General features: G+C 62.5%; 22 protein-coding genes and 1 tRNA gene. 21 read left to right on the top strand and 2 right to left on the bottom strand.

Going from position 1 to position 25241, the window contains the following annotated elements; genetic code table 11:
• Positions 1-286 precede the first annotated feature (286 nt).
• A complete protein-coding gene (locus ACESWY_RS09180; RefSeq protein WP_195239648.1) occupies positions 287-1288 on the top strand; it encodes a hypothetical protein in 1002 nt (333 codons plus the stop codon).
• A gap of 110 nt (positions 1289-1398) precedes the next feature.
• Here the strand turns inward: ACESWY_RS09180 and ACESWY_RS09175 are convergent, their stop codons facing one another.
• A complete protein-coding gene (locus ACESWY_RS09175) occupies positions 1399-1875 on the bottom strand; it encodes a type II toxin-antitoxin system VapC family toxin (RefSeq protein WP_349076262.1) in 477 nt (158 codons plus the stop codon).
• Positions 1868-2191, bottom strand: coding sequence for a type II toxin-antitoxin system RelB/DinJ family antitoxin (locus ACESWY_RS09170; RefSeq protein WP_158554596.1), 324 nt, complete (start codon positions 2189-2191; stop codon positions 1868-1870). The genes ACESWY_RS09175 and ACESWY_RS09170 overlap by 8 nt, the downstream gene beginning before the upstream one ends.
• Positions 2192-2618: 427 nt before the next feature.
• Between ACESWY_RS09170 and ACESWY_RS09165 the strand changes: the two genes are divergently transcribed.
• The 20 genes from ACESWY_RS09165 to ACESWY_RS09070 all read left to right on the top strand — a co-directional run bounded on the left by ACESWY_RS09165 (position 2619) and on the right by ACESWY_RS09070 (position 25209).
• Entirely contained in the window at positions 2619-3137 is a 519-nt protein-coding gene (locus ACESWY_RS09165; protein ID WP_022095206.1) for a 4Fe-4S dicluster domain-containing protein, read from the top strand.
• 74 nt (positions 3138-3211) lie between these two features.
• Entirely contained in the window at positions 3212-5434 is a 2223-nt protein-coding gene (fdhF, locus tag ACESWY_RS09160) for a formate dehydrogenase subunit alpha (protein WP_373094108.1), read from the top strand.
• Between the two features lie 78 nt (positions 5435-5512).
• Positions 5513-6130 carry a 4Fe-4S dicluster domain-containing protein gene (locus tag ACESWY_RS09155; RefSeq protein WP_373094110.1) on the top strand — a complete coding sequence of 206 codons (618 nt, stop codon included), beginning with the start codon at positions 5513-5515 and terminating at the stop codon, positions 6128-6130.
• On the top strand, positions 6123-8141 hold the full coding sequence (gene hyfB / locus ACESWY_RS09150) for a hydrogenase 4 subunit B (RefSeq protein WP_373094112.1): 2019 nt from the start codon (positions 6123-6125) through the stop codon (positions 8139-8141). Before ACESWY_RS09155 ends, hyfB begins: the two co-directional genes overlap by 8 nt.
• Before the next feature lie 12 nt (positions 8142-8153).
• Positions 8154-9080 (top strand): respiratory chain complex I subunit 1 family protein, encoded by a 927-nt coding sequence (locus tag ACESWY_RS09145; protein ID WP_022095201.1) that lies wholly within the window; start codon positions 8154-8156, stop codon positions 9078-9080.
• Positions 9081-9095: 15 nt separating this feature from the next.
• Positions 9096-10553 (top strand): hydrogenase 4 subunit D, encoded by a 1458-nt coding sequence (locus ACESWY_RS09140; RefSeq protein WP_055286165.1) that lies wholly within the window; start codon positions 9096-9098, stop codon positions 10551-10553.
• A 13-nt stretch (positions 10554-10566) separates the two neighbouring features.
• Entirely contained in the window at positions 10567-11220 is a 654-nt protein-coding gene (hyfE, locus tag ACESWY_RS09135) for a hydrogenase 4 membrane subunit (RefSeq protein WP_117584080.1), read from the top strand.
• Between the two features lie 3 nt (positions 11221-11223).
• Positions 11224-12783 carry a hydrogenase 4 subunit F gene (locus ACESWY_RS09130; protein WP_161145199.1) on the top strand — a complete coding sequence of 520 codons (1560 nt, stop codon included), beginning with the start codon at positions 11224-11226 and terminating at the stop codon, positions 12781-12783.
• Positions 12784-12786: 3 nt separating this feature from the next.
• Positions 12787-14559, top strand: coding sequence for a hydrogenase large subunit (locus tag ACESWY_RS09125; RefSeq protein WP_161145593.1), 1773 nt, complete (start codon positions 12787-12789; stop codon positions 14557-14559).
• Between the two features lies 1 nt (position 14560).
• Complete coding sequence (locus ACESWY_RS09120) at positions 14561-15277, top strand: formate hydrogenlyase complex iron-sulfur subunit (protein ID WP_070097519.1); 717 nt, start codon at positions 14561-14563, stop codon at positions 15275-15277.
• Positions 15278-15279: 2 nt separating this feature from the next.
• On the top strand, positions 15280-16062 hold the full coding sequence (locus ACESWY_RS09115; protein ID WP_022095195.1) for an NADH-quinone oxidoreductase subunit B family protein: 783 nt from the start codon (positions 15280-15282) through the stop codon (positions 16060-16062).
• Entirely contained in the window at positions 16063-16644 is a 582-nt protein-coding gene (locus ACESWY_RS09110) for a formate hydrogenlyase maturation HycH family protein (RefSeq protein WP_117847579.1), read from the top strand.
• Positions 16644-17147 (top strand): hydrogenase maturation peptidase HycI, encoded by a 504-nt coding sequence (gene hycI / locus ACESWY_RS09105; RefSeq protein ID WP_373094116.1) that lies wholly within the window; start codon positions 16644-16646, stop codon positions 17145-17147. Before ACESWY_RS09110 ends, hycI begins: the two co-directional genes overlap by 1 nt.
• A gap of 39 nt (positions 17148-17186) precedes the next feature.
• Entirely contained in the window at positions 17187-18026 is an 840-nt protein-coding gene (locus ACESWY_RS09100) for a formate/nitrite transporter family protein (RefSeq protein ID WP_117847820.1), read from the top strand.
• Positions 18027-18148: 122 nt separating this feature from the next.
• Entirely contained in the window at positions 18149-20266 is a 2118-nt protein-coding gene (locus ACESWY_RS09095; RefSeq protein WP_373094119.1) for a molybdopterin-containing oxidoreductase family protein, read from the top strand.
• Positions 20267-20342: 76 nt separating this feature from the next.
• Positions 20343-21800 carry an L-seryl-tRNA(Sec) selenium transferase gene (gene selA / locus ACESWY_RS09090; RefSeq protein ID WP_229089680.1) on the top strand — a complete coding sequence of 486 codons (1458 nt, stop codon included), beginning with the start codon at positions 20343-20345 and terminating at the stop codon, positions 21798-21800.
• The gene (selB, locus tag ACESWY_RS09085; protein ID WP_195625143.1) at positions 21797-23764 is read left to right on the top strand and encodes a selenocysteine-specific translation elongation factor; all 1968 of its coding nucleotides are present in this window, start codon (positions 21797-21799) and stop codon (positions 23762-23764) included. Before selA ends, selB begins: the two co-directional genes overlap by 4 nt.
• Positions 23765-23913: 149 nt before the next feature.
• A tRNA-Sec gene (locus tag ACESWY_RS09080) sits at positions 23914-24010 on the top strand.
• 155 nt (positions 24011-24165) lie between these two features.
• Entirely contained in the window at positions 24166-24798 is a 633-nt protein-coding gene (gene mobA / locus ACESWY_RS09075) for a molybdenum cofactor guanylyltransferase (protein ID WP_195625144.1), read from the top strand.
• A gap of 15 nt (positions 24799-24813) precedes the next feature.
• Positions 24814-25209, top strand: coding sequence for a putative Se/S carrier protein (locus tag ACESWY_RS09070; protein ID WP_195568244.1), 396 nt, complete (start codon positions 24814-24816; stop codon positions 25207-25209).
• Positions 25210-25241: the final 32 nt, after the last annotated feature.

The raw sequence follows: 25241 nt of genomic DNA, 5'->3' as shown, positions 1-25241 counted from the left end.
GCTCGACCTTCTCCCTGCTGTACATGCGAACCTCCAGTCCGGACCGCCCCGCGGTCCAACTTTCTGTCCGCACCCCCTTTAGTCCGTATTTCACCGCAACTATTTGTAAGGTTGGATTTTGATGCCGTTGGGAGGACCGTAACGACCGTCTACCGAGAGTGGAAATATTTTCTGAAGCCCTGACCTGCGACGTCAAGCTTTTGGTCAGCTTTTGGCAAGGCCTGCGGACGGAAGCATGCGATAGCGTAATGGTATTCTCTCCGCCGTGATGGTTATGGGGTTGGCCATGCTCGATAAAGGCAAACATTTTCCGCAGTCCTATGCAAGGATGCTATTCTCGGCCGTTGGAATTCATCAAGATGGACAGCTGCTTATAACAATTGATCCTTGGGATGAACGCCGTGCGCGCGAGCTTATGCAGGAAGAGCTCATGCTTCGTCTTTACAACCATGTATATGCGGATCCGGTCTATTGGAATAATCTTGGGGTTGAAGATCGTATCTTTCAGCTGGCATCCGCTATTGCGGTCGTTGAACCGGATGCTGTGTTTTGCGGAGCGACAGCAGCGCTGCTCTACGGCATCGGCTCGGCGTATACGCTTCTGGATAAAGTGCAAGTACTGCTGCCGCGGTCTACAAGGCGTGATAAGTATGAGTTCGTTGAATACAAGCGCTGGCGGGCGGGCGAAGTGTGGCGGCTAGGTCTGTTTACACTGACGGATCCGTGTCGAACGGTTGTTGATATCGCTCGAACGAGCGCCTTTCGCTATGCGCTGGGCTATGTCGATGGCTTGGCCCGTGAGTACGATGTCGAACGCGAAGAGCTGCGAGCATATGCCCAGGCAAATTGCCGAGGGTTGCATGGCATCGCGCGTGCTTTTGACGTTTTTGAGTATATGGACGGCAGGTCAGACAATGGCGGCGAGTCTGAGGCGAGAGCAGCGATGATTCTCGCTGGGGTTGCCGCGCCCGAGCTTCAAGTTGAGATAACGCGACCGGGAAACGCTGGCTATTATCTAGCAGATTATGGCTGGCAGATGCCAGACGGCTCATGGACGCTGGCAGAGCTGCATGGGCTAGGCAAGTTTGAAGACGAGGCTCAAAATGATCCAGAGCGGGCGGCGGCAAAAACGTATCGAGCGGCCCTCATGCGCGACGCGAACCTTCGCTCCATGGGCCACAACGTCATTCATTTCAAACTCTCGGACACCTACGACGTAGAATCGTTCGGTGCCATGATTCGCGGCTACGGCATTCCGACAACAAAACCCTACGCCGAATCCCGATAGCGAAATCGTTCGCGGTCCACCTTCAATAAGTTGCGGTGAAATGCGGACTGTTGAGGCCTTTAAAGGCATAAAACAGTCCGTATTTCACCGCAACTTAGGTGGGGATGGGTTTATCTGCGGGGGCGGTGGCGGAGCTTGTCGATGGTGGAGTCGGTGCTTCGGCTGCGGGCTTCGGCGGCGCGGTCGCGAGCGTCGGCCGCGGTTTGGCGCTTGCGGCGGTAATCGATCATGCCTTGGATGATGGGCTTGCCAAAGCTCACGACATCATCGTTGTAGATGGCGGTTCGGGCTGCGAGGAGGCAGTCGGTAAAGTCCATATGGGTCTTGCCAAAGAGTTTGACGGCAAGGGCGACAACGGTGGGCTCGTCGACCATGACGTCATCGAGCAGCCTTTTCATGGCCGCAGTAATCTCAACGCGGGGAACCTTATAGACGTCGCGCAGCGTGACCACGACGCGCGTGATGATTTCGGGGTAGACGCGAGCGGTGCGCGTGGCGATGACCTTGGCGGCGCGCGGTGACAGAACCTCGTCGTCGTCAAGCAGGTAGCGCAGGATGACGGTCTCGTCGATGATGGTGCTACTCATGGATATCTACTTCCTCGGGACCCAAAATCGAATCGTCGCTTTCTGTGGCAAGGTACTCAATCCAGGCATTGCGCTCTTCGGAGCGGCGATTGGGGTCCCCATATGCTTTGAGCGATCCATAGGCGGCCGTGCCGTCCTTGGAACGCACGGCGACCGGCTGAAAGGGGAGCTTGCGCATCAAAATGCTCTGCGCGACAAATAGACGGACAGCCTCGGCGAGCGATGTGCCCATGGCGTCGTAGAGATGCTCGGCATGCTGCTTGTCTTCCTCGCGAATGCGCACCTGCAGGATGGCTCTTTTTTGAGTCGATGACATCACTGGCCCCCTTAATGAGCGTGCAATATAGTCGGTCAAATGCGGCATGTGCCGATACTTGAGCATCTTATAACGATTACTTTATTTCACTCAAGTTGATAACCATAAACACGAATACAAGCGTAGTACATCCAAAACGAGAGCGCGTAAAAATCTCTGAGGCGTACGCATGTAATACACTCACCTTTATAGCTATCCGAGAATAGTTCCAACCTGCCAAAACCCCTGCAATACACCCGTATTGCAGGGCCTATGCTCAAGTTTGCCACCTGCAACTGCGTATATTTAACCTGTATATCGTTGGAGGAATTCTATCGAAGTGCCTGTTTCGCCGCATGCACTCGATACGCCGATGCCGGGCCACGGGCGGTCCGGGGCAACGTCGACAGGGTCTCTCTGGCATGGGATTCAGGAGGGAGTGAACAACATGGGCAATAAACGAGTCGTAGCCGATTCCTCACGCTGCATTGGGTGCCAAACCTGTATGGCGGCGTGCATCGAGGCACACGATATTCCCGGCAACATCGCCGCGCCGCGCTTGCGCGTGACGCGTACGTACGAGATCTCCGCACCGGTGGCTTGCCATCACTGCGAGGATGCCCCGTGCGCCAAGGCCTGCCCCACGGGCGCCTTGTTCTTTGATCCAAAGAACCATCGCATCGGTGTTAACGAGGACAACTGCATCGGCTGCAAGAGCTGCGTCATGGCCTGCCCCTTTGGCGCCGTGAGCGTGGCGACCACGCAGGTCCCCGTCTTGATGGGCGACGTGCGCGTGGGTTCGCAGACTAAGAGCTTCGTGCTCAAGTGCGACCTGTGCGTGGACCGTCCCGGCGGTCCGGCGTGTGCCGAGGCGTGTCCGACCAAGGGCCTCACCCTGGTGGACGAGGAGCGTCTGGCAGAACTGACTGCCGAGCGTGCCCGCGCCACCATCGAAAACGAGGCGTAAGCGTCGGGCGACAGGCCCAATGATTGTCAAATAAGTACCGAGTATTCGGTAGCAGAGAAAGGAAGGAGGGTGTCATGGAGAAGCATAAAGTGATCTGCCCGTATTGCGGCGCCGGTTGCCAGTTTAACCTCTTGGTCCAAAACGGCCAGGTCGTGGGTACCGAACCGCTCAACGGCATCACCAACCAGAGCGAGCTGTGCCTTAAGGGCATGAGCGGCTACGACTTCATCAACGACACCAAGATCTTGACTCCTCGCGTACTGCACCCGATGATCCGCCGCACTAAGGGCGCGGATCTTGAGCGCGTAAGCTGGGACGAGGCGCTGGATTTCACCGCATCTAAGATGCAGGCCATAATTGACGAATATGGTCCTAACGCTGTCATGACCACCGGCTCTTCGCGAGGCGGCGGCAATGAGGCGAACTACGTCATGCAGAAGTTTACGCGTGCGTGCATCGGCACCCACAGCGTAGACAACTGCGCCCGTACTTGACACGGCCCTACTGTCCTCGGTCTGATGGACACGGTTGGTTCAGGTTGCATGTCATGCTCCATCCCCGGTATGGAGGATGCGGGCTGCATTTTCCTCTTCGGCTATAACCCTGCCGATTCGCACCCCATCGTCGCAAGGCGTATCGTGCGAGCCAAAGAAAAGGGTTGCAAGATCATCGTCGCCGACCCGCGCCATATCGAAACCGCGCGTATCGCCGATCTCTACCTTCCGATCAAGAACGGTTGCAACGTTGCGTTCCTCAACGCCTTTGCCAACTGCTTGATCAACGATGGCCTCTACGACAAGGAATTCGTCGCCGAGCACACGAACGGCTTTGACGAGTGGTGGGAGACCATCAAGAACTACACTCCCGAATCCGTACAGGACATCACGGGTGTCGAGCCCGCGCTGATCCACCAAGCTGCCGAGATGTACGCCACGGCGAAGCCCTCTGCCATCATTGGCTGGGGCATGGGCGTATGCCAGCAGAAGCAGAACCTGAAGACGGTGCACACCATCGCCTCCATCGCCTGCGTTGCCGGCCAGATCGGCAAACCCAATTCCGGCCTCGCGCCCGTGCGCGGTCAGAACAACGTCCAGGGCTCCTGCGATATGGGCATGCTGCCCAACCTGTACCCTGGCTACCAGAAAGTCACCGACCCGGCAGTGCGTGCCAAGTTTGCCAAGGCTTGGGGCGTGCCCGAGGAAAAGCTCCCGCTCGAGGAGGGCTACAAGCTCACCGACCTGGGCCACCTGGTCGACGAGGGCAAGGTGCACTGCTTCTACAACTACGGCGAGGACCCGGTGCAGACCGAGCCCGATTCGGCCGGTATGCGCAAGACGCTCTCCGAGCTGGATCTGTTCATTTGCCAGGACATCTTCATGACGCAGACGACCATGCTCGCCGACGTCATCCTGCCCGCTACCTCTTGGGGCGAGCACGAGGGTGTCTTTACCGCATCCGACCGTAGCTTCCAGCACTTTGATGCGGCTGTTCCGCCCAAGGGCGAGTGCCGCCACGACTGGGAGATCTTCGCGGACCTGTCTACGCGTATGGGCTACCCCATGCACTACGACAACACCGAGCAGATCTGGAACGAGTGCATTAGCCTGTGCCCCAACTTTGTGGGCGCGACCTACGAGAAGATGGCTCCCGAGGGCGGCTACGCCCAGTGGCCCGTCAAGAGCACCGATGTGAACGACCACGGTACGCCCGACATGTTCGCTGGTGGCAAGTTCACCACCAAGGACGGCCGCGCCAACCTGATGGCGCACGACTGGGAGGCGCCCTCCGAGCTTCCCGATGATGAGTACCCGCTCATCCTGTGCACCGTCCGCGAGGTCGGCCACTACAGCTGCCGCTCGATGACCGGCAACTGCAAGACGCTGGCACTGCTCGCCGACGAGCCCGGCTTTGTCCGCATGAATCCCGCGGACGCCGAGGCACGCGGCATCAAGAATGGCGACATCGTCTCGATTCACAGCCGCCGCGGCCAGGTATACAGCCGTGCCGACGTGAGCGATCGCATCAACAAGGGCACGGTCTACATGACCTACCAGTGGTGGATCGGCAAATGCAACGAGCTGACCATTCACAAGGTCGACCCGGTCTCGCACACGCCCGAGGACAAGTTCTCCGCCTGCCAGGTCGACGCTATCGCCGACCAGGTCTGGGCCGAGGGCGAGGTCGAGCGTCAATACACCGAGCTCAAGCAGGCTCTGGTGGACGCCGCCGCTCCCCAGGACGTTGAGCCCGGCGCCGCCAAGTTCGACGACGAGACGCACGTGAACCAAATCGTGTAGTCCCGTTCTCGTTGGCTATTTGGGCCGGGCGTCCCGTACGTTCGGGAGCCCGGCCCGTTATTTTGAAAGGAAGTGGGGATGAACCGCTTCATCGACATCAACCCGGAGAGGTGCATCGGCTGCGGAACATGTCAGTCCGCCTGTGCCGACGCCCACCGGATGCAGGGTCTTCAGGATACGCCGCGCCTGGCGCTCGTGAAGACCGGCGGTATTTCGGCCGCCCTTGCCTGCCACCATTGCGAGGGTGCCCCCTGCGCCGAGGTTTGCCCGGTGAATGCCATCGAGCACGATGGCGATCGCATCCACGTCAAGGAGCAGGAGTGCATCGGGTGCAGGCTGTGCGCCATCGCGTGCCCCTTCGGAGCCATCCATCCCGATGGCACGTCTATCGCCGGTGTCGCAGGCATGTGCGACCCGACGCCTTCGTATCCTAAGTCCCTGAGCAGCCTGCTTACGTGGGCTCCTGGCCAGTACACCTGCGCTATCAAGTGCGACCTGTGCGCCTTCGATCCGGACGGCCCGCATTGTGTGGCGGCGTGCCCCACCAAGGCGCTGACCGTCATGGGCGGCGCGGCCGATCGCGAGCTCGACGAGTCCAAGCGCCTGCGTTCGATCGAAAACGGTCCGGTCGTCGACGTTACCGCTGTGGCCCAGGGCCTGTCCGAGAAAGCAGAAGGGAGCGTAAACAATGGATAGCATGACGCTGTTTATCGCATCGCTTGCCGTCTCGTGCATCGGTGCGCTCGCCTCGGTTCTGCTGATCAAGGCCGATAACGCCGCCAAAACCGCCGGCTGCCTTATCGGCGCCGTCGCCGCGGTGCTTTCGTTTGTGGCCGGTATCCAGGCCGTGCTGGGCGATGTCACGTCGGTCGACACCATCGTGTTCTTCCCGTTTGCCCATTTCCAGCTGCTGCTCAACCAGCTGTCCGGCCTGTTCGTGGCGCTCATCTCGGTGCTCGCGTTTGCCGGTTCGATCTACGGTCTCAACTACTTTGATGAGTACCCGGGCAAAAAGGGCCGCGCCGGCTTCTTCTTTAACACCTTCGTGGCGTCCATGATGCTCGTCATCACCGGCGACAACGTGTTTTGGTTCCTGGTCGCCTTTGAGCTCATGTCGCTGACCTCGTACTTCCTGGTCGTGATCGAGGAGAACGAGAACTCCATCCATGGCGGTTGGCTCTACTTTGTGATCGCGCACGTGGGCTTTGTGCTCATCATGGCGAGCTTCCTCACCATGACCAACTTCGCCGGCGGCTCGTTTGCCTTTGCGGATTTCCGCGCTACGCAGTTTAGCCCCGCGGTCGCATCCGTGTGCTTCGTGCTCGCCTTCTTTGGCTTTGGCGCCAAGGCCGGTATCATCCCGCTGCACGGCTGGCTGCCCAAGGCGCATCCCGAGGCGCCGTCCAACGTGTCGGCCCTCATGTCCGGCGGCATGATCAAGATCGGTATCTTCGGTATCCTCAAGGTGGGCCTCGACCTGCTCTCCGCCTCTGGCGTTCAGGTCTGGTGGGGTCTTATGGTCATGGTCTTCGGTGCGATCTCGTCGGTCCTCGGCGTGGCCTTCGCCCTGCAGGAGCATGACATCAAGCGCCTGCTGGCCTATCACTCCGTCGAGAACATCGGCATCATTCTGCTCGGCGTCGGCGCCTCCATGGCCGCCATGGCGCTCAACTCGGTCGGCATCGCCGTCCTGGCTCTGATGGCCGCCCTCTACCACACGTTTAACCACGCGATGTTTAAGGGCGAGCTGTTCTTGGGCGCCGGTGCGCTGCTGTACTCCACGGGTACGCGCAATATGGAGAAGATGGGCGGCCTGTTCCGTCGTATGCCGGCAACGGCCATCTGCTTCCTTATTGGCGCGCTTGCCATCTCGGCCATCCCGCCCTTCAACGGATTTGTGTCCGAGTGGTTTACCTACCAGTCGCTGTTTAACGCTGCCATGCAGGGCGACAAGGCCGTCATGATCGTGGCCGTGTTCGCTGCCGTCGCGCTCGCAATTACCGGCGCACTGGCCGTCACGTGCTTCGTCAAGGCCTATGGCGTCTCCTTTGCCTCCGCGCCCCGCTCCGGGGCCGCGTCCAATGCCAAGGAGGTTCCTGCCCCCATGGTGTTTGCGCAGGGCCTGCTCGCGGCCATCTGCGTCGTGCTGGGCATTGGCGCTCCCGTGATCGCGCCCGTGCTGGTCGATGTCGCCGCGTCCGTGCTGCATCCGTACGGTGGCGTGTTTGCCGCCGAGGGCATGGAGCTCATGAACCAGTACTCCGGCGCTGCCACCTCCACGCCCGCGATCGCCATTGCGCTCGTGGTGCTTGTCGGCCTTGCCTGCGGCTATCGCAAGCTCAAGACCGTCGGCAAGGTGCAGAAGTCCCAGCCGTGGGCATGCGGCTATGCTCCCAACGAGCATATGCCCGTCGTGGCCACGACCTTTGCCTCCGAGGTGTCCTGGTTTATGCAGCCGCTCTACACGCTGCGCGACCGCTGCACGGCCGTCTGCTGGTCCATCGCGCACTTCTTCCAGAAGCTCACCGGTGTGGCCGAGGCTGTGGAGCCCGTACCCGACAAGGTTCTCGTCGATGCCCCGCATAAGGGTGTCGAGAAGCTCGCCGATCTCGCGACTAAGCTCGAGGGCGGCAACTACAGCATCTATATCTGCTACATCGTCGCGGCACTCGTGGTGTTCCTCGTGCTCGCCGTGCAAATGGGTTAAGGAGGGGAGAGCATGAACAACATCGTACTTGCCGTTCTGCAGGGCGTGGTCGTCATGGCCGTCGCACCGTTCTTCTCCGGTCTCGGCCGCGTGATCCGCGCCAAGATGCACAACCGTCGCGGCCCCAGCATCATGCAGGACTACCGCGACCTGGCCAAGCTCTTTGCGCGCCCCGAGTCCCAGAGCGAGGATGCGAGCTTTGCGCTGCGCATCATGCCGCCGCTGTTCTTCGCCGTCGCCTTTATGCTCGCGATGGGTCTGCCGCTCTTTACGGCACAAAGCCCCATCCCGGTCTTTGGTGACGCCATTACCATCATGTACAGCCTGGCGCTCGCCCGTTTCTTCTTCGCCCTCTGCGGTGTGGATTCGTCCAACGCCTACGCCGGTATCGGCGGCGTCCGCGAGCTGCTCATGAGCGTGCTCATCGAGCCGTCCATGCTGCTGGCGCTGTTTGCCGCCGCCCTGGTGTGCGGCTCCACCGACATCGCCACCATGGGTCAGCACATCATGACGGGCGCCATCGACGCGCCGGTCGCCGTGATCCTCGCCGGCATCGCCTTTGCGATTGCCTGCTACATGGAGCTCGGCAAGCTGCCGTTTGACCAGGCCGAGGCAGAGCAGGAGCTTCAGGAAGGCCCGCTCGCCGAGCTTTCCGGCCCGTCGCTTGCGATGGCCAAGCTCGCCATGTCCATGAAGCAGGTCCTGGTCGTCGCCTGGTTCTGCGCGATCTTCGTCCCCTGGGGCGAGCCCGCAACCGTAGGCGCAGCCGCCGTTCTGGGTGCAGTCATCTTCCTGGTGAAGTGCCTGATCGACTTTGTCGTATGCGGCGTGATCGAGAACTCCTGCTCGCGCTCGCGTTTTAAGGTGCTTGGCAATCAGACCTGGGCCGTCGTGGGGATCGCCGTTCTGGCGTTTGTCTTCGTGGTCGTCGGCGTGTAGGAGAAGGGAGAAACAATGTCATTTGCAGTCAGTCTGTCCCTTCTCGGCTTGGTCGCTATCGCGGCCCCGATGGTGGCCTCGGTGCTCGTCGCCCTGTTCCCCCGTCCGTACGCCAAGTGGTTCAGCGTTTTGGGTGCCGCCGTCTCGACGGTCTGCACCATCGCCCTCGCCGCGAATTTCGCTGGCGCCGGCATGCCCGACACTCAGGTCCCCCTGATCTCGTTTGGGCAGACCCTCGTCATGGGATTCACCTTCGATCGCATGAGCACGCTGCTCGCGCCCGCCTTTGTGGGTATCGGCCTGCTTGTCGTGATCTATTCGATTCCCTATATGAGCGAGAATAACCGTGAGCATCCCGACGCACCGCGTCGTCGCTTCTACGCGTACCTCGCGACCTTCATCGGTGCCATGGCCGGCCTCGTGTACAGCTCGACCCTTTTGGGCCAGCTCGTGTTCTTTGAGATCACGGGTGCCTGCTCTTGGGGCCTGATCAGCTACTACATGTCGCCTACGGCCAAGAAGGCCGGCATGAAGGCCCTGATCATCACGCATATCGGTGCGCTCGGCCTGTATCTGGGTGCTGCCATCGTGTTTGCCCACACCGGCACCTTCGCCATCACCGCGATTGCCGGCCTCGATGCCAAGCTCAAGGCTATCGTCCTTCTGCTGGTGCTCTTTGCCGCTTGGGCCAAGTCCGCGCAGGTCCCCATGTACATGTGGCTGCCTTCGGCCATGGAGGCGCCGACGCCTGTTTCGGCCTATCTGCATGGCGCCTCGATGGTCAAGGTCGGCGTGTGCGTGTTCGCGCGTGCACTCGTCTCTGCCGGCGAGATCCCCGAGATCGTGGGTTGGGTCGCCATTATCGACGCCATGGTCACCATGCTCTTTGGCTTCCTTATGTACCTGCCGCAAAAGGACATGAAGCGTCTGCTGGCCTTTTCCACGATCGCCCAGCTCTCCTATGTGTTCTTTGGTCTGGGCCTTTCGGTCTTTGGCAGCCAGCTCGCCTTCGATGGCGCCGTCTGCCACATCTTTAACCACGCTTTCGCCAAGACGCTGTTCTTCCTGATCGCCGGTTCGTTCTCCTTTACGCTCGGCACGCGTATGCTGCCCAAGCTTCGCGGCATCGTAAAGAAGTACCCGATCTCGGGCGTGGGCTTCGGTGTCGCCGCGCTCGCTATTGCCGGCGTGCCGCCCATGAACACGTTCTTCTCGAAGTTCCAGATTATCGCCGGCGGCTTCTCTGTGGGTGCCGGCAACGTCGCGATCCTGGTGCTCGTGTGCATCATGGTCGCCGAGACCGTCGCCACCTTCGCCTGGTTCCTCAAGTGGATGGGCTATTGCCTGCCCGGCGAGCCGAGCGACGAGGTCGCTGCGGGAGCCCCGCTTCCCCGCGCGATGGCGTTCGTGTTCATCGTGCTCATCATCATGGTCATCGTCAGCGGCCCGCTTTCGGCCAGCTGGATCGGTTAGGAGGTAGAACGACATGGGTTATTCGATCGTCAACATCCTTGGCGGCCTTCTGATCGTCACGTCCACCATGGTGGTCGTCTCCAAGAACATCAAGCACGCCATTCGCTGGTATGCGGTGCAGTCGCTGGTGCTCGTGGGACTGCTCGCTACGCTCGGTGCTACTACCGGTGCGCAGGAGCTGCTTATGTGGGCCGGATCTGCCTTTATCACTAAGGTCGTCCTGGTCCCTTACATCCTCAACCGCGCATACAAGAAGATGGGCGAGCCGAGCGACGCATCGCTCAAGGCCGGCCTTAAGCCCGCGTGGGCCATCTGCATCATCGCCGTCGAGGTCGCGATCTGCTTTGCCGTTGTGACGCAGATCAGCCTGCCCACGGCCGAGGTCGCAACGCCTGCGCTCGCTATTAGCTTCGCTCACTTCTTCGTGGGCCTCACCTGCATCATCTCGCAGCGCAACATCATGAAGCAGATCTTTGGATACTGCCTTATGGAAAACGGCAGCCACGTGACGCTCGCGCTTTTGGCCCCCACCGCTCCCGAGATCATCGAGATCGGTATCGCCACCGACGCCATCTTTGCCGTCATCATCATGTCCATCGTCGTGCGTCGCATTTGGGACGACTCCCACTCGCTCGATGCGCGCGACCTGTCCGAGCTGAGGGGGTAGTCCATGGAAACGTTGATTCTCGCCCTGCTCGCGACTCCTTTGGTGTTCTCGCTGGTCATGGCGTTTTTGCCCAAGAACACGTCCTATAACGTGTTTGCCGGTCTCAACCTGGTCTCCGTCGCAGCCGTCCTGGTGCTGTCGATTATGACGGCCGGCGACGTCCTTATGAGCGGCGAAACCGCGAGCGCTCTTGGCCTGTGGTTCCACCTCGATTCGCTGGGCGCCATCTTTGTGCTGCTCATCGGCTTTATCGGTTTTCTTACGGGGCTGTTCTCGCTGCCCTATGTAAAGGCCGATATCGAGGAGGGCTCCATGCCCGCCGAGCGCGCCAAGCAGTATTTTGCGCTGTTTAGCCTGTTTGTGTTCACCATGCTGCTCGCGTGCCTGTCCAACAACATGATCCTCACGTGGGCCGCCGTGGAGGCAACCACGCTTTCCACTGTGTTCCTGGTGGGTATCTACAAGAACAAGACGGCCCTCGAGGCTTCTTGGAAGTATGCGATGGTCTGTACCGCCGGCGTGGCATTTGGCCTGTTCGGTACGCTGCTGATCTACGCCAACGCCGCCGACGTGATTCCCAACGCCCACGAGGCCGCATTCCTGTCGTGCGTGCTGCCGTATGCCGACCAGTTCGACCCGACGCTCATGCGCCTCGCCTTTGCGTTTATCGTGATCGGCTTTGGCACCAAGGCTGGCCTGTTCCCCATGCACACTTGGCTGCCCGATGCCCACTCTCAGGCTCCGAGTCCTGTCTCGGCCCTGCTCTCGGGTGTTCTGCTTAAGTGTGCCATGCTTGTGATCATGCGCTTCTACGGCTTTACCATCCAGGCCGTGGGTGCCGAGTATCCGCAACTTCTGCTGTTGATCGTCGGCACGCTGTCCATTTTGGTGGCGGCACTCTCGATGTTTCGCCAGGACGACCTCAAGCGCCGCTTTGCGTACTCGTCTGTGGAGAACGTGGGCGTTATCGCCCTGTGCCTGGGTATCGGTGGCCCGCTGGGTATCGCCGCGGCCCTGCTGCACTGCGTGTTCCACGGCTTTACCAAGACGCTTGCCTTCTGCGTGTCCGGCAACATCCAGCACGCCTTTGGCACGCGTAGCCTGGCCAAGATCCAGGGCGTCGTCGAGGTTGCGCCCGCAACCGCCGCGCTCGCCATCCTGGCGCTGCTCGGCCTTGCCGCCTTCCCGCCCTTTGGCATGTTCATCTCTGAGTTCCTGACTTTTGTCGCCGGTGTTACCGCCGGTCCCATGTGGCTGGTCGTCGTGGTCGCCCTCGGTCTTACCGTGGCCATCTCCGCGCTCACCCGTATCGCACTCAAGTCGGTATTCGGCCATGCGCCCCAGGGCATGGGCAAGCATGAGGCCCCGGCGCTCATGCTTATCCCCGAAATCATCCTGGCTGTCATGATCTTGTGGTTTGGCATTGCCACCCCGCTGCCCCTCGTGCACGGTGTGGAGACCGCTACCGGCATCGTGCTCGAGCAGAGCACCGAGGAACTTCACGCGACGCCGATGTACCGCGCTGTGTTCGGTACCGAGACCGCTCAGAGCGAGGTGGAGTAACGAATGATTGAAACTGAGAACAAGGTGTATGCCCGTCGCTGCGAGAGCCATGTCGAGGCCCTGCGCCGCGCCGTTCCGGGCTGCATCGAGAAGGTCGAGTGGCAGTGCGAGGACCAGCTGACGATCACCGTCAAGCAGGACAAGCTGCCCGAGGCCGTCCACTACCTGTACTACGAACGCTACGGCTGGATCCCCGTGATCATCGGCAACGACGAGCGCAGCCTGTGCGGCCGTTATGCCGTGTACTACGTCATCTCCATGGAGGGGGAGGACCCCGGCTGGGTGACCGTGCGTGCCGAGGTCGATCCCGCCAAGATGACGTTCCCGTCCGTGACGCCGTTCGTTCCCGCCTGCGTGTGGGGCGAGCGCGAGCTGCGCGATATGTTCGGCCTGATCCCCGAGGGTCTGCCCGATCGTCGTCGCCTGGTGCTGCCCGACGATTGGCCCAGCGGCCTGTACCCGCTGCGCAAGGACTCCATGGACTACCGCTTCCGTCCCGCTCCCGCGAGCGACATGGAAAACTACGAGTTCTTGGCCGATACCAAGGGCAAGGAGACGACGCTCGTTCCCATGGGCCCGTTGCACATTACCTCCGACGAGCCTGGCCACTTCCGCCTGTTCGTTGAGGGCGAGACGATCGTCGACGCCGACTACCGTCTGTTCTACGTGCACCGCGGCATGGAGAAGGTTGCCGAGACGCGCCTGAACTATGACGCCGTGACGTTCCTCGCCGACCGCATCTGCGGCATCTGCGGCTGCGCCCACTCGGTGGCCTACGCCGAGGCCGTCGAGCGCGCTCAGGGCATCCATGTCCCGCCGCGCGCCCAGTACATCCGCGCCATCATGCTCGAGGTTGAGCGCCTGCACTCGCATCTGCTCAACATTGGCCTGGCGTCGCACTACACGGGCTTCGACTCCGGCTTCCAGCAGTTCTTCCGCGTCCGCGAGAAGTCCATGGACCTGGCCGAGAAGCTCTCCGGTCACCGCAAGACCTACGGCCTCAACGTGATTGGCGGCGTGCGTCGCGACATTTTGGCTGAGCAGAAGCTCTCCACGCTCACGACCATCCACCAGCTGCGCTCCGAGGTTCAGGAGCTCGTCGACGTGCTGCTCTCCACGCCCAACTTTATTGAGCGTACGAGCGGTATCGGCATCTTGGACCGCAAGATTGCACGCGACTTCTCGCCGGTCGGCCCGCTCATGCGTGGCTCGGGCTATGCCCGCGACGTGCGCTTTGACCATCCCTTCGACGGCTACGCCGATCCGGACGTCCAAAAGATGCACGCCGCCACGGCCGACACCTGCGACGCCTTCGGCCGTACCGCCGTCCGCATCCAGGAGGTCTACGATTCGATCGACATGATCGAGACCATGCTCGAGAACTGCCCGTCGGGCCCCATCCTCACCACGGATTGGGAGTACACCCCGCACAAGTACGCCATCGGCGCCACCGAGGCGCCGCGCGGCGAGGACGTGCACTGGGCCATGCTCGGCAATAACCAGAAGTGCTACCGCTGGCGCGCCAAGGCCGCCACGTACAGCAACTGGCCGGTCCTGCGCTACATGTTCCGCGGCAACACCGTGGGCGACGCGGCGCTGATCGTCGGCTCGCTCGACCCGTGCTACTCCTGCACCGATCGCGTGACGGTGACCGATGTCGCCGCCAAGCGCGACCACGTGCTCGACAAGGAGCAGTTCGAGAACGTCTGGCGCGACAAGTCGCCGCTTGCGGGCGAGGGCACCTTGGCCGCTCCGCTCGATGAGGAGGCGCTCTAATATGCTGAAGCTTTGGAAGGTTAACGCCAAGGCCGGCGACGCGACGGTCAAGTACCCGTTTGCGCCGTTCCCCACAAATAAGGACATGCGCGGCAAGCCCGAGCACAATGCCGAGCTCTGCATCGCCTGCGGTGCCTGCGGCGTGGCGTGCCCGGCCGATGCCATTCGCATGGACACCGACCTTGCGGCCGATACCATTACCTGGTCGATCGACTACGGCCGCTGCATCTTTTGCGGCCGCTGCGAGGAAGCCTGCCCCATGGAGGCCATCAAGCTCACCGAGGAGTTTGAGCTTGCCGTCATGAGCAAGGACGACCTCACCAGCAAGAGCGTCTATACGCTCGAGCACTGCTCGCGCTGCGGCAAGCCGTTTGCCCCGCACAAGGAGATCGACTACGCAAAGCGCCTGCTGCAAAAGGCCGGCGGCATGGAGGCCGAGCAGGCTGCCCGTACCGTCGGTATGTGCCAGGAGTGCAAGCGCGAGCTCGACGCCCTGCGCGCCGCCTCGGCCGTAAAGACCGGCAACGCTGCCGGCATGGCTGCCAACGAGACGCTTGCGTCCGGTGAGCCCCAGGGCCCCGGCATGGAGTATCTGGGCGGCCACGGCGTGAACCCGGAGTATATCGACCGCGAGCTCAACCCCGATGCGCCCGAGATTCCCGCCGGTCCGGCGCCGGTCGAGGGCATCATCATGGATTTTGAAACGAAGGAGGAGTAACCATGGCCGAACCCACGCTTTTGCCCGAGCGGCTCCAGTACCGCCCGACCAAGATCGAGCTCGACGAGAGCATCGAGAAGGCCAAGGCGACCCTTCTTAAGAAGATCAAGCGCTCGGTGTACGTCTACCGTGTTGACTGCGGCGGCTGCAACGGCTGCGAGATCGAGATCTTCGGTTCCATCACGCCCGTCTTCGACGTCGAGCGCTTTGGCATCAAGGTCGTGCCCTCGCCCCGTCACGCCGATGTGCTGCTGTACACCGGCGCCGTAACGCGTGCCATGCGCATGCCGGCCCTGCGCGCCTTTGAGGCCGCACCCGATCCCAAGATCGTGGTGTCCTATGGCGCGTGCGGCTGCACCGGCGGCATCTTCTACGACAACTACTGCGTCTGGGGTGGCACGGACAAGATCTTGCCGGTCGATGTCTATATCCCCGGCTGCCCGCCCAGCCCCGCGCAGACCATCTACGGCTTTGCCATGGCACTTGGCCTGCTGGACCAAAAGCTCCATGCCGAGACCACGGTGGAGGCCGCCGGCGAGCAGGCCGATATCCTGCACCCCGGCGTGCCGTACAAGCTGCGCGTTGCCATCGAGCGCGAGGCTCGCGCCATGAGCGGCTACCGTTACGGCCGCGACTTGGCCAACGAGTTTATGGATACGCTCGAGGGCGCGCCCAAGGGCGATATCCGCGGTGCCATGGCGCTGCTCATCGACAAGCAGGATGATCCTCGCCGCGTTGAGGTGTACTCGGCGTTACAGGATCTGGTACTGGCCGGAGGTCGCTAGATGGAGCTCACGGACCGCTCTGGTTACTTTGCGGGCCCCGGCATGCTCGGCGGCTCTTTTGGCGATGCCTCGCGCGCAAGCGACGAGGCCGCCGAGGGCGTCGCCGACCCCTGCCTGGGCCATACGCCCGACCAGGTGGTCTTCTATGAGCTCACGCGTAAGTTTGTGGAGACCGAGGAAGACGTTCCCCAGGAGGCCTGCGACGTGCTGTACTACACGCTCGCCGTGGGCCACCACACCGGCGTGCTCGACTGCTTTGAGCCGCGCCTGTCGGTGCCGGTGAACGTGTTCTATACGCTTATCGACGCGCTGCCGGAGGGGGAGGCCAAGACCAAGTTCGAGGCCATCCGCTCCTTTGGCGAGTGCCAGCTCGACAAGGCGGCGGTGCCGTCGCTGCTCGAGGCCTGTGACACGCTGCTCGACGATCGCGGTTTTCGCGGTTCGGCCAAGGCCGGCATCTCGGTGTTCGATGACGACTTTGGCCTGCATGCCCAGCAGGTTGCGTTCTTAATGAAGTTTCGCGATCTGGTTGAGCGCGTGCGCGATGTGTCGGGCGTGTATCTGACGGGGAGGTTGCAGTAATGGGTCGCGTTGTGGATGGCCGTGTGAACGACGCCCCGTTTGCGGGCATTGTGCTCACGGCGGGAAGCGTGCTGCGCGCCGACGATGCCGCTGGCCCCGTGCTCTCCAAAAAGATGGAGGACACGCCCATCGCCGGTTGGTACACCATCGACGGTGGTCAGACGCCCGAGGACGACATCATCGAGGTCAAGCGCGAGCGTCCGCCGCGCCTAGTGTTGGTCGATGCCGCCGACATGGCGCTGCCCGTCGGTGCCATCCGCCTGCTCGATAAGACCGACGTCGCGCGCAAGTCGATGTTCACCACGCATTCGCTTCCCTTGTCGATTCTGATCGAAGAGATTGAGCAATCGTGCGAAGATATCGTCTTCATAGGGATTCAGCCGGGCGACACGGAGTTCTACAACCCCATGTCCCCGGAAGTCTTTGACGCCGTCGACGCCGTGTACGACGTCGTGGCCGCCAACGACTTTTCCCACTTTGTCCGCTTGGGACAAGAGCAATAGGTGCGCTTGTCCCTGCTGATTAGGAAAGAAGTGATTGACATGGCAGATTCCAAGGCAGAATATCCCGCTCCCGATTGCCTGGCGCCCGCCGCGATCGAGGCCAAGACCGAGGCCGCCGGCGTGACCAAGGCCAACCTGCCGGTCGCAAAGGCCTTTCTGTTGGCAATGTTCGCCGGTGCGTTTATTGCCTTCGGTGGCCTGTTCTTTACCGTGTTCTTGAGCGACAGCACGCTGGGCTGGGGTGCCCAGCGCGTCGTGGGCGGTCTGTGCTTTTGCCTAGGCCTGGTGCTGGTACTGGTGTGCGGCGCCGAGCTGTTTACCGGTAATTCGCTTATGGTCTGCGCGCTCAAGAGCAAAAAGATCACCCTGGCTCAGATGCTCAAGGCATGGGTCGTCGTGTGGGTCGGCAATTTTGTCGGTGCCCTGTTCATCGTCTTTTTGGTGTATATGGCCGGCATTTACAAGCTCAACGGCGAGGCGGTCGCCAATTCCATGGTGAGCGTCGCCGCCGGCAAGGTGACGATCGACTGGGTGACGATCTTCTTCCGTGGCATCCTGTGCAACATCTTTGTGTGCCTGGCCGTGTGGATCGGTACCGCCGGCAAGACCGTGGTCGATAAGGTTGTGGGCATTCTGCTGCCCATCGCCGCTTTTGTGGCCTGCGGTTTTGAGCACTGCGTCGCCAACATGTACTTTTTGCCCATGGGTGCCGTGATGCACGCGTTCGGCTATGGTGCCGACGTCGCCGGCGCCGATGCACTCAACGCTGCGGGCATTGCGTTTAACTTGTCCGCCGCCACGCTGGGCAACATCGTGGGCGGCGCGGTTCTGATCGCGCTCGGCTACTGGTTTATCTACGCTAAGAAGTCCGAGGCGTAAGGTACCGTCTGTTTGACGTTGGGCCTCCCGCGGGGCGTTGCCGTGCGGGAGGCTATTTGGGTCTGGGGCTCGTTGTCGGGCTGTTGGCCTGTTGTGTTTGGCTGATGAAAGGGGTAATCGAGATGGCATCTGCTGTGAAGCGTGACGGTCGCGCCGTGGTGACCACATGCGGGGGATGCTATGCCGATTGCGCCTTTGCGGCACGCGTTGAGGACGGTCGTGTGGTGGCTGAGTTGCCGGTTGTGGGGCATCCGTGCGCGGCGCGTGCCCTGTGCGCCCGCGGGCGCCATCGCCTGGCAATGCCGTTTGACGAGCGCGACCGCATTGTGCACCCCATGCGACGCCGCCGGGATGGCTCGGGGTTCGATGCGATTACCTGGGACGAGGCGTTTGCTCAGATTGCCGAGCGCCTTTTGGGGATTGTTGACGGGCATGGTCCGCGCGCGCTGGGCATGACGCTCGGCGTTCCCTCGTTCGACCGCTACTGGGCGTATCGCTTTATGCATGCGTTGGGCTCGCCCAACGTGTACGGTGCCGATGGCGCCTGCGAGGTAAGCCGACTTACCGGTTGGGAGCACAGCCTGGGCTATAGCCCCGCCTCCGACCTGGCACATACCGACTGCATCATGTACCTGGGGCGTTCCATCGTCGATTCATCGACGATGGGGGCCGTCGATGCGCTCAACGATGCGCGCCGGCGCGGGGCGAAGATTATCGTGGTCGACCCCCGGCGCAGCGGCTCCGCCGCGCTTGCCGACCGCTGGCTGCGCGTGCGCCCGGGCTGCGATTTGGCACTACTGCTGGGCATCGCCCACGTGCTGATTGCCGAGGACTTGTACGACCACGAGTTCGTTGCCCGCTATACCACGGGTTTTGACGAGCTGGCGCAGGCGGCCCGTCCTTGGACGCCCGAGTGGGCCGAGTCGATGTGCGACGTGCCGGCCGCAGAGATTGTCGCCACGGCGCGCGATCTCGCTGCCGCCGCGCCTGCCGCTGTGGTGGATGCGGGCTTTCATGGTGGCATCGGTATCGCGTATGCCAATAGCACCCAGACCGCGCGCGCTATCTGCTTGGTCGATGTGCTGCTGGGCTGCATCGGGCATGCGGGCGGCGCGCTCAATCCGCCCACGCCGCTTGTGTTGGGCGACCTCGATCCCACGCGCTTTGCGACGCCGCCGGTGCCGCGTGGGCCCAAGCTGGGGTCCGAGCGCTATCCGCTCGTCGATCCCGAGCGCGGCCTGTGCACGACCATCGGTCAGTCGATTCTTGCCGGCGATTTGCGTGGGCTCATCGTCTATGCCAGTAACCCTGGTGCGGGCTATGGCAATGCACAGGCTTGGTTGAGTATTTTGCAGCGGCTCGACTTGCTTGTGACGATTGATATTCGCTGGTCCGAGACGGCACGTGCTTCTGACTTCGTGCTGCCCGACGTGACGTATCTGGAGGCCGACCGCGGCGTGGGAACGGTGGCGGGCGTCAACGATGCGCGCGTGTTCTACCGCAACGCCGTGCTGCCCGTGCAGCATGACGACACACGTCCCGGTCGGGAGATTTTTGCCGGTCTGGCGCAGGCGTGTGGCGCGGGCGAGTACTTCCAGTTTACGTCCGACGATCTAGCGGCTGCCCAGGTGGCGTCGTTTGGGATCAATCTGGACGAGCTCAAGGAGCGCGGCTGGGCCGACACGGGTGTTGCGTTGCCGTCGCGTACAGGCGAGCCGGTGATTCCCTTGGATGGCGGCAAAATTGCGCTGGCAAGCGACGTGTGGGAACGAGCCGGTCTGGGACGCGTGCCAGGCTGGATTGCGCCGATGGTGGAGCCCGGCCCGGGGATGTTTCGCCTCATTAGTGGCAACCGTCCCTTTGAGTCGCACACCTCGCGCAGGCTTGCGGCTCAAGGTGCCGCCGAGGCTGGATCGGACCTGGATGCCGTGCAGATGAATGCCGATGCTGCTGCGCACATGGGCATCGCCGACGGCGAGATCGTCGAGCTCGTGAGCGATATGGGCCGCGACCGCGTGCGCGTGGAGACGACGCCCTATCTGCATCCGGCGTGCATCTTCACGTCGGCCGCCCCCGGCGGGCGTTCGCTTGGCGCCGATGTCGGTGGCGCTCAAGCCTTGGGCGTGGGCCCGCTCGACCATACGCCGTTGCGTTGGGATCCGTTGACAGGTGCCGCGCTCACCCAGGAAAACGCCGTTCGCGTGGAAAAGATCACGGAGCACGTGGATAATAACGATTGATTGACTCAGCCGATCGAATTGGCTGATAGTTTGACGTTCGAACGATTGATTCACCTTTGGTTTTGAAAGGCCGCACATGAGCGATAGCCAGAACATGTCCGATGAGGTGCGCGCCCGTCTGCGTGCCATTCCTTCCGTCAACGAGCTGCTCACCGAGTGGCCGGTGGTGAAGGCGGCAGGGGAGACCTGCGACGCGGTGGTCCATGCCGCCGTCACGGCCGAGCTTGACGAGGAGCGCGCCGCCATTCGCGCCGGCGCCGCCCCGCGTTCCAAGCGTGACCTGGCTTCGGCTATCGAGTGGCGTGCGCACCGCTCCGCGCTGCCGAGCCTGCGCCCAGCGGTTAATGCCACGGGTGTGGTCATCCATACCAACTTGGGTCGCGCCCCGCTCGCGGAGTCGGCCGCCAAGGCCGTGGCCGAGGTCGCGCGCGGCTACAGCACGCTCGAGTACAGCGTGGACACCTGTTCGCGCGGTTCGCGCAAGGAGCACGCCGCGCAGCTGATCCGCTCACTCACCGGTGCCGAGGACGCGCTCGTGGTCAACAACAATGCCGCCGCGGTGCTGCTGGTGCTTGCCACCCATGCCGCGGGCAAAGAGGTTATCGTCAGCCGCGGCGAGCTTGTCGAGATTGGCGGCAGCTTCCGCATCCCCGATGTCATGGCGGCCTCGGGCGCCAAGCTCGTCGAGGTCGGCGCCACCAACCGCACGCACCTGGCAGATTATGAGCAAGCTATTACGCCCGATACGGCCATGATCCTCAAGGTTCATCCTTCCAATTATCGCATCGAGGGTTTTCACGAGGAAGTGGGCTCTCGGGAGCTCGCCGCACTGGCCCATAAGCACGGCCTGCTGTTCTATGAAGATCAGGGGTCGGGCGCGCTGTTGCCCGACGACATCTTGGTGCGCGGAGGCGAAGAAACCACGCCGGCTTCGGTTTCGGCAGGGCTCGATTTGGTGTCGTGCTCGGGCGATAAACTTCTCGGTGCAGCACAGGCGGGCATTATCATGGGCCGTCGTGACCTGGTTCAGGCCTGTGGGTCACATCCGCTTATGCGCGCCCTGCGCCCGGGCAAACTGGCCCTGTCGGCGCTCGAGGCCACGCTGCGTATCTACATGGATGGCGCCGATGTTGCCCATCGCGATATTCCGGTGCTCAGCATGCTTACGCTTCCGCAGACCCATTTGGAGCGACGTGCCCGCAAGCTGCGCGATCGTATGGTCGCCGGTCTCGACAAGGCCGGTTGCCTGTGCGCCGTTCAGGTGGAGATCGTCGAGGAGTCGTCGACTCCCGGCGGCGGTTCGCTGCCTACCGTCGAGCTGCCCACCATGTGCGTTGCCGTGCGTCTTGTCGATGAGCGTCTTTCCGTTGACGCACTCAAGCGCTCACTCGTCCAAGATTTCGACACGCCGGTCGTCACGCGCGCCTCGCACGATCGCATTTTGTTTGACGTCCGTACGCTCGTGGGCGACCGCGATATCGAGACGGCGGCGTCGACGCTTGCCGCATGCGTTGAGAAGGCGATTGCTCGATGAGTGAGGTTCAGGCGCTGGTGGAGTGTCCCGTTATCGTTGGCACGGCGGGCCACGTTGACCACGGTAAGTCGGCACTGATCGAGGCGCTGACCGGCAAGAATCCTGATCGCCTTGAGGTCGAGCGTCGCCGCGGCATGACGGTGGAGTTGGGCTTTGGCGAGCTGGCGCTGCCGAGTGGCAAGATCGTCGGCCTTGTCGACGTGCCGGGCCATGCGCATTACTTGCGCGCCATGGTGCAGGGTGCCACGGGCATCGACGTTGCCGTGCTGGTGGTCTCAGCCGTCGAGGGCGTGATGCCGCAGACCCGCGAGCACGTGCATGTGCTGGAGCTGCTGGGCGTCACGCATATGGTGGTGGCGCTGACGATGTGTGACCTGGCCGATGCCGAGATGACCGAGCTTGCCGAGCTCGATGTCGATGACTTTTTGTCGGGTACTGTGTTTGCGGGCGCGCCAATTGTGCCCGTGTCGTCTAAGACGGGCGAGGGGATTGACGGGCTGCTTGCGGTGCTCGACGAGCAGGTGGGTGTCTGCTGGGATACCTGTCGCGAGCGTGCCGAGCGGAGCGATGCCGCGCCGCGCCTGCCGATTGACCGCTGCTTTACGATCAAGGGCGCCGGCACCGTCGTGACGGGAACGCTGCACGATGCGCCGGTTGCGGTGGGCGATGAGCTCGTCGCGCTGCCGTCGCGCACGGTCTGCCGCGTACGCGGGATCCAGGTGCATGGCGACACGCAGCAGGCGTTGCCCGGTCAGCGTGTGGCGCTCAACTTGGTGGGCGATGCTGTCGCCGCGCTCGATCGCGGCGAGATGCTCGGCGTGGAGGGCCGTTTTGGCCAGACGCTGCGCTTTATGATGACGTTTACCTACCTGGGCCGCGAGGGCGCTAAACCGCGTGTGCTCGAGTCGGGCGCGCGCGTGCATGTGATGGCGGGTACGGCCGAGGTTGTCGGCCGCATCATGCTTATGGAGGGCGAGGCCCCCATGGCGGTGGGCGAGACCCGTAATGTTCAGGTGCGCTTGGAAAACTCGCTGCCGCTACGTGCCGGGGACCATGTCGTGGTGCTGTCCTATTCGCCCGTGATGCTCATTGGCGGCGGGCGCGTGCTGCTTTCGCGCTGCCGTCGCTCGCGCGAGCTTGCCGAAGGAGAGCGTGCGCTGTATGCGGCGATCGAGTCCGGCGATATCGCGGGCGGTGTGGGCGCTTGGCTGGTGCTGCAGACGTTGCCGGTTACGGCGGTTGATGTTGCCGCGGCTTTGGATCTTGGCGTCGGCGAGGTCGATACTGCACTGCGCGTGTTGGTGGCGAAGGGCGCTGCTCGCGCGCTTGCTGGCTCGGATGGCTCGCTGTATGCAGATGCTTCCGTGCTCGACGCCGCGATGAATGCACTGGCGGCGACCCTGTCAGCCATGCATGCGGCGGCTCCCAAGGAGACGGGCTTTACGCCCGGTGCCGTTGCCCATGCTGCGTGGCCTGCCGCTGATGAAGCCGTTGCCGCGGCTCTGATTGCCGAGGGCTGCTCGCGTGGCGTGTGCGCCGCCGAGGGCGCCGAGGTATTCGATCCGCATTCGGCCGCCGCGGCGGCACGCGTGGTGCGAGAGGCTTGCGAGCGCATCGTCGCGCTGCTTGACGAGGCCGGCTTGGATGCACCGGCGCTTCCCGAGGTGGGCGAACAGCTGCAGCTCGGCCGCGACACCATGACGCGTGCCCTGCGCGAGCTTTCCCTCAACCGCGCAATCGTTAAGGTCGAGCGCGACGTTGCCCTGTCCGCTGCTGCCGAGGCCCATGCGCGTGAGCTCGTCGCCGCCGCCATTGAGGCGGCCGGCGGCGCTGCCACCACGAGCGTGCTGCGCGAGGCCCTGGGCGTGTCGCGCAAACGCGCCATCAGCATCTTGGAGCACCTGGATGCCGTGCGCTTTACGGTGCTCGACAAGGATGCCGGCGGCCTGCGCTCCCTGCGCTAGGCCGGTTACCCGCTCCCGCCTCCTCAGTTGCGGTGAAATAGTTCCTGTTTTTGGGGTCTTGCAGCCTAAGTAAGAACTATTCCACCGCAACTTCTTGCTTGTCTATTTGGGATGGGGCCCGCTCGGTTTGGTAAAATACCGCCGCACTTGGGAACGGATGGGCTCCGGTGGGCTCCGCGGTCCTCAAAACCGTTGCGAGGCGTGCAAAACGTCTTGGATGTGTTCGATTCACATACGTTCCCGCCATACGCTACCAGCGCTTTTGTGCTCGCGGTCTTGCTGCGTGCCGCAAAGGCGCTGTTTTGTTTTTGCATGGGTTTGCCGTGCCGCCCGCTTTATCGGCGACGGTATTTGGCTTCGTGCGTCGAGTTTTGAGCATACCGATGGGGGTGGTTTGCCGTATGACTACCGTAAGACGGGCCGATCTTTCTTGTGTCGTTCAAGCGGGCGGGATGTCGTCGCGCATGGGCTGCGATAAGGCGCGCATGGCGTTTTGCGGTGAGCCGCTCATCGAGCGCGTGCTGGGTCGGCTGGCGCCAGTTGCCGGCGAGCTGGTCGTGACGACGTCGCGCCCCTGCGAGCTTGCCTACCTTGAGGAGCTTATGTTTGATGGCCTGCGCCCCCGCGTGGTGATGGACGTCGACGGTCCCGCCGGTGCCATGCGCGGCATCGCGAGCTCGTTGGCCGCGGCGCGATTGCCGTTCGTGGCGATCGTCGCTTGCGATATGCCGTTTGTCTCGCCGGAACTCATCGGCGCGCTCGCCGATCGTGTTGAGGCCGAGGCGCTCGACGTGTGCGTGCCGCGCGAGGAGCGTGGCATTGAGCCGCTTTGCGCCGTCTGGCGCCGTGACGCATGTGCGCCAGTTGCCCAAGAGCTGCTCTCCTGCGACCGCCAACGCATTCGCTGCCTGATCAATCGCGTTCAGGCTGGTTATATAGATGAACCGCAGATCGTTAAGGCCGCGGGCTCGACGCTCTGCTTCGAAAACGTCAATACGCCCGAGGAGTTTGCGGCGGCCGAGTTACTCGCCTAGACGATTGGAGTTGCCATGTCTCACGATATTTGTCCCGACACGGGAGAGCCTTGCACTTGCGATGGTTCCGAGCCCTGTACCTGCGGCTGCGGTGGCTGTGGACATACTGCGGAAGAGGAAGCGGACGCCGCGGCGTATCGCGAGGCACATCGCGAAGGCCCGTCCGGTGATGCCCTCGACCACGAGCGCAAGATTATCGTTTCGTTCGACAGCACCTTCGATGTGATGGAGTGCGAGCAGCTTTGCCTGGATGCCGGCGTGCCCGGGCGCATTATGCCTTTGCCCGGCTCCATTACCGCAGGTTGCGGCCTGTGCTGGGCCATGCCGTTCTCGGGCGATGCGCTCGCCGCCTTCCGCGCCGCCACCGAGGGCCGCATAACCCCTGCCGACTACCATCAGCTCGTCCTCTAACCACCAACACCACCACAAAGGTGCCCAATGTG

This window comes from Collinsella aerofaciens ATCC 25986 (assembly GCF_964237925.1).
GTDB classification, from domain to species: domain Bacteria; phylum Actinomycetota; class Coriobacteriia; order Coriobacteriales; family Coriobacteriaceae; genus Collinsella; species Collinsella aerofaciens_BJ.
Note: the sequence above shows the minus strand (reverse complement) of the source record. Positions and strands in the feature narration are given on the sequence as shown.

Excerpts from the sequence above, each read along its gene's own strand:
- ACESWY_RS09145 (WP_022095201.1), top strand. The coding sequence starts at position 8,154 with ATGAACAACATCGTACTTGCCGTTCTGCAGGGCGTGGTCGTCATGGCC.
- selB (WP_195625143.1), top strand. The coding sequence starts at position 21,797 with ATGAGTGAGGTTCAGGCGCTGGTGGAGTGTCCCGTTATCGTTGGCACG.
- ACESWY_RS09125 (WP_161145593.1), top strand. The coding sequence starts at position 12,787 with ATGATTGAAACTGAGAACAAGGTGTATGCCCGTCGCTGCGAGAGCCAT.
- selA (WP_229089680.1), top strand. The coding sequence starts at position 20,343 with ATGAGCGATAGCCAGAACATGTCCGATGAGGTGCGCGCCCGTCTGCGT.
- ACESWY_RS09115 (WP_022095195.1), top strand. The coding sequence starts at position 15,280 with ATGGCCGAACCCACGCTTTTGCCCGAGCGGCTCCAGTACCGCCCGACC.
- hyfB (WP_373094112.1), top strand. The coding sequence starts at position 6,123 with ATGGATAGCATGACGCTGTTTATCGCATCGCTTGCCGTCTCGTGCATC.
- ACESWY_RS09110 (WP_117847579.1), top strand. The coding sequence starts at position 16,063 with ATGGAGCTCACGGACCGCTCTGGTTACTTTGCGGGCCCCGGCATGCTC.
- ACESWY_RS09095 (WP_373094119.1), top strand. The coding sequence starts at position 18,149 with ATGGCATCTGCTGTGAAGCGTGACGGTCGCGCCGTGGTGACCACATGC.
- ACESWY_RS09180 (WP_195239648.1), top strand. The coding sequence starts at position 287 with ATGCTCGATAAAGGCAAACATTTTCCGCAGTCCTATGCAAGGATGCTA.
- ACESWY_RS09140 (WP_055286165.1), top strand. The coding sequence starts at position 9,096 with ATGTCATTTGCAGTCAGTCTGTCCCTTCTCGGCTTGGTCGCTATCGCG.
- ACESWY_RS09120 (WP_070097519.1), top strand. The coding sequence starts at position 14,561 with ATGCTGAAGCTTTGGAAGGTTAACGCCAAGGCCGGCGACGCGACGGTC.
- ACESWY_RS09170 (WP_158554596.1), bottom strand. The coding sequence starts at position 2,191 with ATGTCATCGACTCAAAAAAGAGCCATCCTGCAGGTGCGCATTCGCGAG.
- ACESWY_RS09175 (WP_349076262.1), bottom strand. The coding sequence starts at position 1,875 with ATGAGTAGCACCATCATCGACGAGACCGTCATCCTGCGCTACCTGCTT.
- mobA (WP_195625144.1), top strand. The coding sequence starts at position 24,166 with ATGACTACCGTAAGACGGGCCGATCTTTCTTGTGTCGTTCAAGCGGGC.
- hyfE (WP_117584080.1), top strand. The coding sequence starts at position 10,567 with ATGGGTTATTCGATCGTCAACATCCTTGGCGGCCTTCTGATCGTCACG.
- ACESWY_RS09070 (WP_195568244.1), top strand. The coding sequence starts at position 24,814 with ATGTCTCACGATATTTGTCCCGACACGGGAGAGCCTTGCACTTGCGAT.
- ACESWY_RS09100 (WP_117847820.1), top strand. The coding sequence starts at position 17,187 with ATGGCAGATTCCAAGGCAGAATATCCCGCTCCCGATTGCCTGGCGCCC.
- ACESWY_RS09165 (WP_022095206.1), top strand. The coding sequence starts at position 2,619 with ATGGGCAATAAACGAGTCGTAGCCGATTCCTCACGCTGCATTGGGTGC.
- hycI (WP_373094116.1), top strand. The coding sequence starts at position 16,644 with ATGGGTCGCGTTGTGGATGGCCGTGTGAACGACGCCCCGTTTGCGGGC.
- ACESWY_RS09130 (WP_161145199.1), top strand. The coding sequence starts at position 11,224 with ATGGAAACGTTGATTCTCGCCCTGCTCGCGACTCCTTTGGTGTTCTCG.
- ACESWY_RS09155 (WP_373094110.1), top strand. The coding sequence starts at position 5,513 with ATGAACCGCTTCATCGACATCAACCCGGAGAGGTGCATCGGCTGCGGA.